The organism is Streptomyces sp. NPDC001933 (assembly GCF_042890955.1).
In the GTDB taxonomy this organism is placed as follows: domain Bacteria; phylum Actinomycetota; class Actinomycetes; order Streptomycetales; family Streptomycetaceae; genus Streptomyces.
This window is the reverse complement of record NZ_JBIASS010000032.1, coordinates 41,396-53,135: the sequence shown is the minus strand read 5'-3', so window position 1 is coordinate 53,135 and position 11,740 is coordinate 41,396. Positions and strand designations below refer to the sequence as shown.

Sequence of the window (11,740 nt, the reverse complement as noted above, 5' to 3'; positions counted from 1 at the left end):
GGCTGGTTTGCCCGGCAGCAGTAGCCGGCCGCGTGGCCAGCACCCCTACCCCAAGCCTCACTTCGAAACGGACATCAACCCACGAACCGCCCACTCAGACCGGTTTCGGGTGTGTCTCAGGCCGCCGAAGTAACCAGCGGTACCACGGGAGCGAGTTGGGCAGAATGCTCGGCATGGATCAAGCGTTAGCAGCCCTGCTTGGCGCCGTGGTCGGATCTGCCGGAACCGCTGCGGCAGCGGCCCTTACCGGAATCTCTGCCCGGTGGCAGGTGCGGACGCAGGGCGCCCTGCAGCACAGGCAGACGCAGCGACACCCGCCGGGAGGCGTACAGCGCTCTCCTGGCAGACGCGTCGTGTGCTCGGGACGATCTGTCGGCCGTTTGGCACCAGTTGCGTGACGAACCTGTCGACCTCACCGAGACCCAGCGACTGCTTGCCACCGCCAAGACCTCCGTTCATGCGGCACAACGGGCCAGTGCGACGGTGACAGTCGAAGGGCCTCCAGCCGTGGTCGAGGCCGCACGGGAGACACTGCTCAACCTAGCGGTGCTCTATGCCGCCCTAGGCGCCTACAGACGATGCCGGACCGAAGACGGGGACGCCTCCGAGCACATCGCGACCTGCGCCGAGCAGCGCCACCAAGTGCGCCTGGACATGGACGCCTTCGCCACAGCTGCACAAGCCGCGCTCAGCGACCCAGGACTGGAAGGACGAAGGCTATGACCCACGACCCAATTCTGGAGCATATGGCCTGGCTCCAGCGCGTCTTCATGGCAAAGCTCTACACGGAGGTTCAGGCCAGTGAAAGGCCCCGTGGGCATGGCATGGATTCCATCACGGCTGCAGCCGTGGGTGAGGAAATAAGCCGACACTACGAAATCCCGCTACGCGTTTCCTGGGAATGGCTCATGACCCTCACTGCAGGAGAAATTGCAGCCAAGCTTGCTTCGGCATCTGAAGAATCAGGAAAAGGATCGAATAACGCTGGAAATTGAGAGAGGCAGCCCAAGCCACGCTTGCTGCGTCTGGCCGATGCCGTAGGTGGTTTCACCGCTGGATTTGTTCGCGAGAACGGGTTCTGGCCCACTTTCCGTGGAGGGCTGACTGAGCGTGATGTCAATGGCTCGCCAGACCGTGAGCAACGGACATTCGGAGTCACGTGCCCACGGGCCCTCGCTGCGACGCCTGATCGCCGTTCTCTTGGTGGCGTCGCGACGGCAGACTATGGAGGTGGACTCTGACCTTTACCCTGATCTGGTTGCTGCGGGCAGCCTGGCCGCAGCGCTGGAACAGCTGGCGGCCGAACTCGGTGTCGATCTCACAGTGGTGCCCGGCGATTGGGGCCCGCTCGTTTCGGCCGGCATCGCCTCGTCGGTCCCTGAGTGCAAGCCGCTATCCGTTCACATCGGGGCCGAGAGCCGCTGGTTCGGTGTCTCTGGCTGGAGTCGCGGAGTCGGACTCATCACTGGAGCCACGCCCGACTTGGCGGATGTCGTCAGGGCCGGAGCGGCGTGGGGGCGGGGCAGGAGCCTGCGGGAGCTGCGGGCGGAGCTGTCGTTTCTGCGCTCCAGCGAGCGCGCCGAAGCTCACGAACGCGGGTCGGCCGCGGTGGTGGAGCTGCAGTGGCGCACGATGCGGGAGCAGGCGGCCGAGGAACCGGATTTCACAGGGCTCGGCGAACTCGTGGAAGCGGCTCATGCTGAAACCGCGGCTGCGACAGCTCTATGTATTCTCCAGCCACTGGACGCTCGGCTTCAGCTCCTGAACTGGATACCCGTTCCGCAATGAGGTGGCCATCGTCCCGTCACACAATGGCAGCCCATTCCGCCTGAAGAAGTATCCTCTCTCCGACGACGTTCTTGGCGAGGCTGCCACAGCCGAGGAAGCCGTCGCCCTGGTGGTGTGTCACCTCTCCACCGATCTCGGTCCGTCCGTCGCGGGAACCGCCGAACAAGATGGATGACGAGCGCGAACCAAGTCGTTGACCGTCACCGATCCCGTGCCCAGTTGGCTTCCCATCAGACGGCCGTGGACGGGGAAATCCAACTGGCTCCCCACAGTGGTCTGACCTCCGCTTCACGGGTAGAGCAGGACGCGCTTGCGGAGGAGATGAAAGCCGGCCCGGCCGAACATCTGGCGTTTGGTGTGTCCTGAACGTTGAGGGGAGTCGATGTAGGTCGAGTTCTTGATGCGGTGCTGCACGGATGATGAAGGTTTTGGCCCTTCGGAGTCGCCCTGCGGAGGGAGGCTCCAAACCACCTCATGCTGCGTTGGCTGAAGACCGTCGTGGTGAGCGATGAGGAAAAGGCGCCCGTGAGGCGTCAGGTGGGGATCAGGAAGACGAACGCAAGTGAATCGTTGCTGACGTGTCGAAACAGATACAGACGACATCAAAACCGGGGTGTCAAACGGATCCCGGGAAAAGTCTGGCGGGTGCTCCGCTTACTGGCCAGGCGGTGTCCGGCATGTAGACGACGTGAGCCTGATCTGCGGCTTCCGTGTGGAACAGGAGAAGGCGTGCCCGGACAATCCCTGCCTGTGCGGGCAGGGGAGAGGGAGTGTCCCAAGCGGTGACCCCGTGAGGGATTGAGTACCGTCGCCGGGCACGCCGGCGGACCGGCTCGTAGTAGCGGCGATGCCCCTGTAATGGCGGCGGAGCGAAGGGGCCGGGTTGTCCGTGGCTGGTTTGTTCGATCAACCGGAAGTGCTCCGGGAGGAGTCGCGTGAGCGAGCTGAAAGCGAACGCGGGCGGTGAGGTCGCACGGACGTGATGGGGCTGTGCTGCAGTCCCGCGTTCACGCACCCGTCCGCTGTCCACAGGCCTGCGCCCGCAGAGTGCTGAGCCATGACGACTCATACCCCAGCCACCGCCAGGCGCAAGGCCAAGAATGCCCACTGCATCGTGCACTGTCGATTCCTCACCCCTGCCCAGCAGGAAACGCTGATCACCCGCTACCCACACGGCCCCGGACCCAGATCAGGTTCCTCCTGGACCACTACGAAGAACGCCCCGACATCCTCGCGTCCCTGCTCGGCATGCGCCGCTGGGCCGTCCGCCGGCTCGCCCACGGCTGGGCGATCCCATTCAGCTACGCCCGGCGCGACCGGCTGCGCTCGCGAGTCCTGCGCCTGATCTACCCCCTGTGCCAGAAGCCGGCCACCGCCAGCCGCCAGGCCACGTCAGCCGACGACCAGCCGTCGCCCAGCGGGGCGAGCAGCAGCAGGCCGACGGCGGTGAGCGCGGCGCCGGTGAGGGCGACGGGCCTGGCCCCGTACCGGTCCGCGAGCCGTCCGCCGAGGGGGCCGGCCACCCCCATACCGAGCGGGAAGGCGAGCACCGCCAGACCGGTCGCGGTCGCGCTGATGCCCTCGTCCCGCTGGAGGTGCAGGGTGATCACGTAATGCGCGGCGGCGAAGCCCGCGGCCAGTGCCAGCACCGCGCCGTGCGCGCGCAGCAGGCCCGCCGCCCGCAGCACACCGGCCACGGGCCGGCCGCCCGCTCTGCGCAGCCACCACCACAGCGGCACCGCGGCGGCCGGGGCGAGCGCCAGCCACGCGGAGGTGTCGGCGGCCAGCGTCAGCGACAGCAGCAGGACCGCCACACCGGCGGCGACGAGCAGGGCGTCGGGGGCGTCGGCGAGCGCCCGCCGGCCGGCGGTGGACGCACGGCAGGCCGGACGCGGCGCCGGCACCCGGGCTCCCGTCGTCCCGCCGCGGGGCACCCGCGCCGCCACGACCAGAACGACCAGCAGGCAGAACGGGACCTTGACGAGGAAGATCCAGCGCCAGCCCAGATGGTCGAGAAGCAGTCCGCCGACCGCCGGGCCGGTGACCGCGCCCAGCGGGCCGAGGGTGGCGGGCACGCTCATGGCCCGACCGCGCAGTTCGGGCCGTACCGAACGGACGGCCCATACCGGCATCAGGACGAACAGCACGGCGCCGCAGGCACCCTGCGCGATCCGGGCGGCGACCAGCCAGGACATCCACGGGGAGACGGCGGCCAGCGCGCTGCACAACGCGAAGCCGCCGTGGCCAACAGCAGCGCCGTCCGGGTGTCCGTCGCGTCCAGTCGGCGGCCGGCCGGAAGCAGGAGCGCGACCACCGGGAGCTGGTAGCCGAGTACCGCCCACTGGGCCGTCTCGGCCGGCATACCCAGCCCCGCGGAGATGTCCGCGACAGCCACGTTCACGATGTTCATGTCGAGCATCGCCACGAACGACAGCACGCCCGCCACGGCCACCAGCAGCCAGCGGTCCCGCACCTCGGGTATGTCCCCAGGTCCCTCCGAACCGGAGCCATGGTCCGTCACTCGTTCCCTCCCCCACTCGGTGGCCGCCGGTGAGCGGTCTCGCATCAGGAGTCGGGGGACTCGGCGGCTGAGTTCCCGGGGTCTGCGTCACGGGCCGGGACACACGGTCGCTTTCCGGGAGCCGGTTCCCCGTCCCCCGCGTCCGGCGCCCGGAGTTCCTCCGGCCCCGCCGGCCGGCGGTGGTCGAAGGCGATCAGCGGGTCGCCGGTCAGCGGATGCTCCGTCACCGCCGCGCGCACGCCGAACACCTCGGCCAGCAGACCGGGGGTCAGGACGTCGCGGGGCGCACCGGAGGAGACCACGCGGCCGTCGTGCAGGACGTGCAACCGGTCGCACACGGAGGCGGCTGCGTTGAGGTCGTGCAGGGAGACCAGGGTCGTGCAGTTTTGGCCGCTCAGCAGGGCGAGGAGTTCGGCCTGATGACGTATGTCGAGGTGGTTGGTCGGCTCGTCCAGGACCAGGACGTCCGACCGCTGGGCGAACGCGCGGGCGAGCAGGACGCGTTGCCGCTCGCCGCCGGACAGCTCCGTGAAGCCGCGTCCGGCGTGGTCCGTCATGCCGACGTCGGCGAGAGCCCGGGCCACGATGTCCCGGTCGCCGGCGTCCTCGCCCGCGAAGGCCCGCTTGTAGGGCGTACGGCCCATCGTGACGACCTCGCGCACCGTCAGCTCGAAGTCCCCGCCGCGCTCCTGCGGGAGGGCGGCGATGTGCCGGGCGGACCGCGCCGGGCGCAGCCCGCTCAGGTCCGTGCCGTCGAGCAGGACGCGCCCGGCGACGGGCTTGAGATGCCGGTACACGGTCCGCAGCAGCGTGGACTTGCCACTGCCGTTGGGGCCGACCAGGCCGGTGATCTCGCCCTCGGCCGCGATCAGGTGCGCGCCGGCCACAACCGTGCGTCCGCTGTAGGCGACGTGCAGGTTCTCGATGTCGATCCTCAACTGCCACTCCCCAGACGTTTGTTCAGCAGATACAGCAGTGCTGGGGCGCCGATCAGCGAGGTGACGACGCCGACCGGCAGTTCTTGCGCGTCCATGGCCGTGCGGCACACGATGTCGACGACCACCAGCAGCAGCGCGCCGAACAGTGCCGACACCGGCAGCAGGCGGCGGTGGTCGCCGCCGACGACAAGTCGGCAGGCGTGCGGGACCATGAGCGCGACGAAGCCGATGGCGCCGGAGACCGCGACCAGGACGCCGGTGAGCAGGCTGGTGACCGCGAACAGTTCCCGGCGCAGCCGTGCGACATCGATGCCGAGGCCGGCGGCGGTCTCGTCGCCCATCAGCAGGGCGTTGAGTCCCCGCGCCCGTGCCTGGAGCAGCAGCCAGACCGCCGGAACCGTCACCGCGGGAGCGGCCAGCAGCGGCCAGCTCGCGCCGCTGAGGCTGCCCATGAGCCAGAACAGCACGCTGTGGGTCTGCTGTTCGTCCCCTGCCTGCAGCACGAGATAGCTGGTGAACCCGGACAGGAACTGCCCGATCGCCACTCCGGCGAGAACCAGTCTGAGCGGGGCGAAGCCGCCGCCGCGCCGGGCGACCGCCCAGACGAGGGCGAAGGTGGCCAAGGCGCCCGCGAACGCGGCGCCGGACAGGCCGAGGCCCAGCGCGCCCCCGCTGCCGAGCCCCAGCACGATGGCGACCACGGCCCCGAGGGAGGCACCGTTGGAGACACCGAGGAGGTACGGGTCGGCCAGCGGGTTGCGGACCAGGGCCTGCACCGCCGTGCCGACCAGGCCGAGTCCCGCGCCCACCAGGGCCGCCAGCAGCGCCCGGGGCAGGCGCAGTTGCCACACGATCAGGTCGTCGGTGCCGGGTCTGGGGGCCTCGCCGGTCAGTCTGCGCCAGACCACGCTCCACACCTCGCCCGGCGGGATCGGCGTGGAGCCCCGGGCGACCGCCGCCGTGACGGCCGCGACGAGCACGACGGCGAGGAGCAGCGACAGGGGACCGGCGGGTACGGAACGCCGCGACCGCGCGGGGGCGGCGTCCGTGCCCTTCCGGCTCACAGGTGCGTCGAGCACAGTCAGTCGACCTCGCCCGGGTAGAGGGTCTTCGCGATCTCCTCGACGGTGTCGGCGTTCTCGACACCTGCGATGGTGGTCCGCTCGGAGCCGATGCGCAGGAAGCGGCCTTCCTCGACGGCCTTCAGGCCCTTGGTGGCGGAGTTGTTCTCCAGCCACTTCTGGGCTTCGTCGAACGCCTTGTCGTTGGCGGCCTCACTGCCCCGGCTGCGCACGCCGAGCTGGATCCAGTCCGGGTTCCTGGAGATGACGTCCTCCCAGCCGACCTGCTTGTAGTCGCCGTCGCAGTCGGCGAAAACGTTGCGTGCCCCGGCCAGCGTGATGACCGCGTTGGCAACCTGGCGGTTGCAGACGGCGGTCGGCTGCTTGGTGCCAGCGTCGTAGTCGAAGAAGAAGTACGTCGGACGTTCGCTCTCGGGCGTCCGGCCGACGGCCGTCCGGACGACGTCCACCTTCTCCCTCATCCCGTCGACGAGTTCCTTCGCCTTGGCGCCGGTGCCGGTGACCTCGCCGAGGGAGACGATGTCGGCCTGTACGGCGGACAGATCGGTCACCGGGCGCTCGCTCTGCGCCGCGCAGGCGGTCGACTTGCGGTAGACGCGCTTGATCCCGGCCGCCTTGAACTCCTCCTCGGTCGGCGCGTCGCCCATGCCGCCGCCCATGTTCACGGAGGCGAAGGTGTCGATGTACAGGTCGGCGCCGGAGCCGAGGAGCTTCTCCTTCGGGATGACGGACTCGCTGAGCACCTTCACCTTCTGCGCCTGCGCGTCGAGTTCGCCGGGCAGGCCGCCCTTGCCGGGCGGGAAGCCGGTGCCGATCACCTTGTCCCCGGCACCGAGGCGGAGCAGCAATTCCATGCTGGAGGCGTTGCTCGTGACGATCTTCCCGGGTGCCTCGGAGAACGTGGTCCTGGCACCCGTGCAGTCCGTGACGGTGACCGGGTAGGTGCCTGCGGCCGGCTTCCCGGCGGCGGGGCTCGCCCCGTCGCCACCCCCGTCGCCGTCACCGCAGCCCGCCACGAGGAGGCTGCCCAGCACCAAAGCCGTCGTGCCGCCCCACCACATGCGAGAACGCATCATCACTCTCCCGGAAATGTTCACTCGGTGCACGGGTGGACCGTCCGCCACCCGGTCCAGTAGTCGCGGGGTACGGGGCCCGGGTTCCCGTCCTGCGAGAATTTGACGGCGGGACCCTCGGGTACGTGGGCGCGTCGTGCGGGGGGCCAGGAGAACGCCTCGTGGTGCAACCGGTGGACGTGGGCCGACTCGGGCGGCCACACACCGTCATACGACCCGGCTGCGATCTCTCGGTTTTGGGGCAGTGGTGTGAGCGACAGTGGGCCTGGGTGTGTTGATGCTGGTAGGTGGCTGTTTCGGGGTGTGGGGTCGCTGTCGTGGCGGTGAGAGATCGGTGTGGGGTCGCTGTCGTGGGGGTTTATCGCGTGTGGGGTGATGCTGTCTCAGTTTCGTGAGTCCTGATCCACCGGCCGGCGGGTGGTTGGTGTGATCGACGGGTGGAACGAGAAGAACAGGACCTGGCCACGGAGGGGTCGGGTGGCGGTTCGGCTGCTTTGCCTGCTGTGTCGGTGCGGGCGTTGCGGGGGCCGACGGTTCGCCGCCTGCTGGCTCTGCGCGGGGAGGGGAAGCCCACTACCCGGCATGTTCGGGTGGCGGTGGACGCTTTGGGGGTGCGGAAGCGGGCGGTGTGGCGATGGCTGGCCGCCGCCGAACAGGACGAGACCGCGGCTGCGGCGCCGGGGGAGCGGGCCCCCTACCGCGGGCGGTTCATGGTCATCGCGGAGGTTCGGGCTCTGCTTGGGCTGTGGAAGGGGAACGTCGCCGCTGTCCACCGTGAGTTGACCGCTCGCGCGGTCAGGGGCGAGGGTGATCTGCCGCCGTCGGATCCGACGCTGCATCGGGCGATCCGACGTGACCTGACTGCGGGGGAGCGGGCCGGGCTTGCCGGTGGTGAGCGTGCAGCCCGGAAGCACGATGTGTTCCTGGCCCGGCCTCGGGGTGGCGGAACCAGGTCTGGGAAGCCGATCACGTCCAGGCCCCGGTCCTGGTTGATGTCGAGGGCGCCGCCCGTCGGCCGTGGATCACCTGGTTCGTGGACTGCGCGTCGAACACAATCATGGGTGCGGCGGTCACCCCCGGGCATCCGTCGCGGGAGTCGGTCCTGGCCGCGCTGCGTGCGGCGGTGGTGTGTGAGGAGCCTTTCGGACCGCAGGGCGGTCTCCCGGAGAAAGGACGCGTGGACCGGGGCAAGGACTTCCTGTCGAAGACCGTTGCCGCCGCGTTCAACGCCCTCGACGTCACCGTCGAGGACCTGCCCCCGTACACCCCGCACCTGAAGGGCACGGTGGAGGGGCTGAACCGGGCCGTGGGGGACGGTGGAGTGATCACCGGCGGGTGATCAACGGGGTTCTCTACAGGGTGCGGACGGGTGTGCAGTGGCGGGATCTGCCGGAGCGGTTCGGGCCGTGGGAAACGGTCTATAAACGGCATCGTCGCTGGTCAGCTGATGGAACCTGGAAGATGCTGCTGTCTCGCATCCAGGCAGCCGAGGATGCCGCGGGCGGGATCGACTGGGACGTGTCGGTGGACTCGACAGCGGTGCGGGCTCACCAGCACGCCGCCGGAGCGAGGAAAGCGCCGCCTGCCGCGGTCCCTCAAAAGGGGGCCGCCCGGGGGACGAACCAGGTCGATCCGGCGCTGCGGAAACTGGCCGTCCGGCTGGAGGAGGTGGTCAGATCGGCGAGTGCCTGGGACGTTCCCGCGGAGGCTTCACCACCAAGATCCACCTCGCCGCCGAGGGACGATGCCGGCCTCTCGCGTTCGTCCTGACACCCGTGTCGGAGTACATGCCTATGTGGTTCTGGCAAGATTATCGTAGCCGGAGATCATCTCGGAGGGGCGGTCGGCCGGTCCGCGTAGTGGCGCCGGAGGTGGGCGAAGCGGTGGCGGAGAAGTGGGACGCCGGCGCGTCCGGCCATCAGGCGTTTCTGCAGCTTGACATCGGTGATGCGGCCTTCGTTGACCCCGGAGTTGTAAGGAGTGGTGATGCCCTGGGCGACGGCATGCCGGTCTTCGCGCAGGGCTCCGGCGAGGCCGGCGAGAGGGGCCAGTCCGATGTTGGCGAGGTCATCCAGCCAGCTTGGCAAGGGTGTCGCGTCGCGGTTGTCGAGCATGCTGGCGAATCGGCGGACCAGGTCGTGGGTGTGCCTGAGTTCAGGGCAGTGATCGAGGAGACGGGGCAGGCGGTCATTGATGTGTGGGCTGCGGCGGCCCGGATGGGTGGTGATCCAGCGGGCGGTTTCGCGTGGGGAGGGCGGCCGCTCGCGTGGCTCGTCCAGCGGCAGGCCCCGTCGTAGGGGTGCGACGGCCATCTTCACGCGCTGGTAGTGGCCGAGGTAGCCCTTGGTCCGGAGTTCCTCGTGCAGGATCTTCGCGCTGTGCTGTCCCTCGTCCCAGCGTTGTTGCAGGTAATTGAGGTAGGGGTCCAAGGTGGAGGGCTTGCAGGGCGGGCGGCGCATCACTTCCTGCCAGGTGCGGGCCCCGGGCGTACTTGCGTACGGTGCGGCGGTCCAAGCCGAGCTCCCGGGCCACGGAACTGTGGCTCCGGCCGGTGCGGGTCAGGGCATGCACTGCCTCGAACAGCCTGCGGGCATGCCGCCCGGCCCGGGTGTCCGCCGCGGTGTTCCCGGCAGTCTCCCCGACCGACGCGGGATCTGTCTCACTGACCGGGGGCAGTGCTGCGGCCAGGCAGCCGCGGTGGGCGGAGGCGATGTCCTGGACACGGCGGGAGAGTCCCTGCCAGAGGTGGAAACGATCGCTGACCTGCACGGCGTCGGGTGCGCCCGCCGTGATGCCCGGCCGGTAGGTGAGGGAGCCGTCGCGGCAGGCGACCTCGACACCTGAGTGCTCGCGAAGCCAGTGGCTGAGCTGTTCCGCGTCGCGCCCTTCCCAGAGTGTGAGCGGGAGCCGGGTGGTGGCGTCGACCAAGAGGGTGCCATAGGTGCCGCCGTAGAGCGCGAAGTCATCCACCCCCAGCACCCGGGGTGTCTCCAGTGGCGGAAGCGGCACCCGCATCAGCTGGGCCAGAACGGTGCATCGCGAGAGCGTGACGTTCAGGATCCGCAACATCCGGGCACCGCCCCGGCCGGCCAGCACCACACCGACGGCCTCCACCAGGCGCTGCAACTGTGGGGTGCGCCGCTGGTAGCGCACGGTCAGCCCCGGCACTTGCTCGGCGAAGGTCCCCTTCAGACAAGTCGGGCAGGGCTTCGGCGTAGTCGCGTGACGTCCGGTTTGTGATTGTGGCTGAGTGCTTCACCTGGCGGCTGCGAGCCCTTCATCTGGCGCGTTCCTGTGCCGGGCATCGAGCGCGAATGCCTACTTCTGTCTCATCGAGCACCAGGATCTTCGTGCCGTCGCAGGCGGCATCGGTTCCCTTGTCTCATTTCCCGAGCCCCGGGGTCGGCGCTGTGGCACGGTGCTCCGTCGGAGTGGTGCCGCGGAGGCGTTTGAAGGCGACGCTCAGCGCGAACGTGTTGGCGTAGCCGACCTTCCGGGCGATGGAGCCGACCGTGGCGTCCGTCTCGCGCAGCAGGTCGGCCGCCAAGTCGATGCGCCAAGAGGCGAGGTAGGTCATCGGCGGTTCGCCGACCTGTGCGGTGAAGCGGCGGGCGAGTGCAGCGCGGGACAGTCCCGATTTGGCCGCCAGGTCCGCCACGGTCCATGGGTGGGCCGGATCGTTGTGGAGCAGCCGCAGAGCGTGGCCCACCGCCGGGTCGTCCATCGCGCGGTACCACGTGGGTGCATGTGCCTCGGACTGGTCGAACCAGATCCGCAAGGTGGAGAGGAGCATCAGGTCCAGCAGTCGGTCGCGCATCACCTGCTGTCCGGGTTTGTCCCTGACGATTTCCTCGACCATCAGACCCAGCAGCGGGCGGTGATAGTCGGCGTCGGGGATCACTAGGACGTCGGGCAGCGCGTGGAGCAGCCGTTCGCTGATCTCGCCCCGGCCGGTGTAGGCGCCGCTGAGAAGGAGGGCTGAGCCGTCCGGACCTTCGCCGGTCTCGCCGTCGTAGGTGCCGCGAAGACAGTAATCGGTGTTGTTGACCACGACCTGCGGTGGGGTGGCCGGGTCGTCCGCGACCGTATATGGCGCTCGGCCGCGGATGATCGCGATGTCTCCGGTGCCGACCGGCACCGGCTCGCCCTCCGCGGGGACGATCCATGCCCGGCCGCGCAGCATCGTGGCCAGCGTCAGGGGTGAGCCGCTGGCGAACCGCAGGGACCACGGCCGGTTCATGACTGTCCGCCGGAACAGGGCACCCCGTGCCCTCACCCCGTCCAGCAGTTCGGAGAGCACATCCACGCCCTTAGTGTAGACGTGTAGACATCGAAGTG

At 69.2% G+C, this 11,740-nt stretch carries 11 protein-coding genes and 2 pseudogenes; 5 read left to right on the top strand and 8 right to left on the bottom strand.

Features of this window, described 5'->3' with window-relative positions:
• Positions 1-719 precede the first annotated feature (719 nt).
• The 3 genes from ACFYY7_RS40410 (at position 720) to ACFYY7_RS40400 (ending at position 1,963) form a co-directional block, all read left to right on the top strand.
• The gene (locus ACFYY7_RS40410) at positions 720-995 is read left to right on the top strand and encodes a hypothetical protein (RefSeq protein WP_388669839.1); all 276 of its coding nucleotides are present in this window, start codon (positions 720-722) and stop codon (positions 993-995) included.
• A 235-nt stretch (positions 996-1,230) separates the two neighbouring features.
• Entirely contained in the window at positions 1,231-1,788 is a 558-nt protein-coding gene (locus ACFYY7_RS40405; RefSeq protein WP_388669836.1) for a DUF6193 family natural product biosynthesis protein, read from the top strand.
• 1 nt (position 1,789) lies between these two features.
• The gene (locus ACFYY7_RS40400) at positions 1,790-1,963 is read left to right on the top strand and encodes a DUF6193 family natural product biosynthesis protein (RefSeq protein ID WP_388669833.1); all 174 of its coding nucleotides are present in this window, start codon (positions 1,790-1,792) and stop codon (positions 1,961-1,963) included.
• Positions 1,964-3,134: 1,171 nt separating this feature from the next.
• Here the strand turns inward: ACFYY7_RS40400 and ACFYY7_RS40395 are convergent.
• Genes ACFYY7_RS40395 through ACFYY7_RS40375 form a run of 5 tightly spaced genes read right to left on the bottom strand, consistent with a single transcriptional unit; the run spans position 3,135 to position 7,402 of the window.
• Entirely contained in the window at positions 3,135-3,983 is an 849-nt protein-coding gene (locus ACFYY7_RS40395) for an MFS transporter (protein WP_388669830.1), read from the bottom strand.
• Entirely contained in the window at positions 3,920-4,309 is a 390-nt protein-coding gene (locus tag ACFYY7_RS40390) for a hypothetical protein (RefSeq protein WP_388669827.1), read from the bottom strand. The genes ACFYY7_RS40395 and ACFYY7_RS40390 overlap by 64 nt, the downstream gene beginning before the upstream one ends.
• Positions 4,310-4,353: 44 nt before the next feature.
• Positions 4,354-5,247, bottom strand: a complete 894-nt coding sequence (locus tag ACFYY7_RS40385; protein ID WP_388669824.1) for an ABC transporter ATP-binding protein — start codon at positions 5,245-5,247, stop codon at positions 4,354-4,356.
• On the bottom strand, positions 5,244-6,332 hold the full coding sequence (locus tag ACFYY7_RS40380; protein ID WP_388669845.1) for a FecCD family ABC transporter permease: 1,089 nt from the start codon (positions 6,330-6,332) through the stop codon (positions 5,244-5,246). Before ACFYY7_RS40380 ends, ACFYY7_RS40385 begins: the two co-directional genes overlap by 4 nt.
• Positions 6,329-7,402 (bottom strand): ABC transporter substrate-binding protein, encoded by a 1,074-nt coding sequence (locus tag ACFYY7_RS40375; RefSeq protein WP_388669821.1) that lies wholly within the window; start codon positions 7,400-7,402, stop codon positions 6,329-6,331. Before ACFYY7_RS40375 ends, ACFYY7_RS40380 begins: the two co-directional genes overlap by 4 nt.
• Positions 7,403-8,459: 1,057 nt before the next feature.
• Here ACFYY7_RS40375 and ACFYY7_RS40370 point away from each other — a divergent pair.
• Together ACFYY7_RS40370 and ACFYY7_RS40365 are read left to right on the top strand one after the other, a co-directional pair.
• The gene (locus ACFYY7_RS40370) at positions 8,460-8,741 is read left to right on the top strand and encodes a hypothetical protein (RefSeq protein WP_388669818.1); all 282 of its coding nucleotides are present in this window, start codon (positions 8,460-8,462) and stop codon (positions 8,739-8,741) included.
• Positions 8,738-9,177: pseudogene (locus ACFYY7_RS40365) on the top strand (IS5 family transposase); the annotation flags it as partial. The gene ACFYY7_RS40370 and the pseudogene ACFYY7_RS40365, both read left to right, overlap by 4 nt.
• A 51-nt stretch (positions 9,178-9,228) precedes the next feature.
• Here the strand turns inward: ACFYY7_RS40365 and ACFYY7_RS40360 are convergent.
• The 3 genes and pseudogenes from ACFYY7_RS40360 to ACFYY7_RS40350 form a co-directional block, all read right to left on the bottom strand.
• Positions 9,229-9,831: a hypothetical protein gene (locus ACFYY7_RS40360; RefSeq protein WP_388669847.1), complete on the bottom strand. Its 603-nt coding sequence runs from the start codon at positions 9,829-9,831 to the stop codon at positions 9,229-9,231.
• A gap of 340 nt (positions 9,832-10,171) precedes the next feature.
• Positions 10,172-10,417: pseudogene (locus ACFYY7_RS40355) on the bottom strand (ISL3 family transposase); the annotation flags it as partial.
• Positions 10,418-10,784: 367 nt separating this feature from the next.
• Positions 10,785-11,708, bottom strand: a complete 924-nt coding sequence (locus tag ACFYY7_RS40350; RefSeq protein ID WP_388669815.1) for an AraC family transcriptional regulator — start codon at positions 11,706-11,708, stop codon at positions 10,785-10,787.
• Between the last annotated feature and the right edge of the window lie 32 nt (positions 11,709-11,740).